Genomic DNA, 913 nt, shown 5'->3' on the forward strand with positions numbered 1-913 from the left:
CTCGCATATCGATGCGGTCCACAATGCGGCTCACGATTATCGCCACTCGATGGCGTTTCCCTGCCACTGACGAGGGGCTGACATCATGAACCTGTTTCGCAACGTCGTGTTCATCGCGGCGATCGCAGGGCTCGTGGCTGGCGTCGTCCTCGCCTGCCTGCAGGCCTACGCCACCGTGCCGCTGATCCTGAAGGCGGAAGTCTACGAACAGGCGGGCGGCGGGCATCACCATGACCACGCCGCCCCGGCGGCAACGGATAGCAGTGCCATGAGCACAACTGCTCCGGCGGGAGATGCCATGAGCTCCGCTGCCCCGGCTGCGGCGGAAGCCGCTCCGGCAGACGAAGGCTGGACGCCGGCAGACGGTTTCGAGCGTTTCGCGTTCAGCGTGCTTGCCAACATCGTCACCGGCATTGGCTTCGCGTTGATCCTGGTCGCGGTTTCCGAATTCGCTGGCGGCATAGGTGGTTGGCGCCAGGGCGTGTTCTGGGGCCTGGCCGGCTTTGCCGTGTTCACGCTGGCACCGGGCCTCGGCCTGCCGCCGGAACTGCCGGCCATGCCGGCCGCCGATCTCACCCAGCGCCAGATCTGGTGGTGGGCAACGGTGGCGGCAACCGCTGCCGGTCTCGGCCTGATCGCGTTCCGCAAGTCGCTGCCGCTGGCGATCCTTGCCGTCCTGCTGATGGTCGCACCGCATGTTGTCGGTGCACCGCAGCCCGACAGTTACGAGACGACGATTCCGGAAGGGCTGCATCACCAGTTCGTGGTGGCGGTGACCGTGACCAATCTGGTGTTCTGGCTGGTGCTCGGCGCGGTCGTCGGCGTGGTGCGCGGCCGCTTCACCGGCACCGCGACCAGCCTGCGCGACAGCTTTGCCTGATCGCAAGACACTGACCTTCCTCATCGGCGGCGC

General features: G+C 66.7%; 2 protein-coding genes. Both read left to right on the forward strand.

Annotated features, from left to right (window positions below):
- The first annotated feature begins 7 nt into the window (after positions 1–7).
- Positions 8–70 carry a CbtB domain-containing protein gene (locus EN943_RS37170; protein ID WP_245476125.1) on the forward strand — a complete coding sequence of 21 codons (63 nt, stop codon included), beginning with the start codon at positions 8–10 and terminating at the stop codon, positions 68–70.
- A 15-nt stretch (positions 71–85) separates the two neighbouring features.
- Positions 86–880 (forward strand): CbtA family protein, encoded by a 795-nt coding sequence (locus tag EN943_RS37175; protein WP_127416627.1) that lies wholly within the window; start codon positions 86–88, stop codon positions 878–880.
- Positions 881–913 lie beyond the last annotated feature (33 nt).

It is taken from the genome of Mesorhizobium sp. M7A.F.Ca.US.006.01.1.1, from assembly GCF_003997935.1.
Lineage (GTDB): Bacteria > Pseudomonadota > Alphaproteobacteria > Rhizobiales > Rhizobiaceae > Mesorhizobium.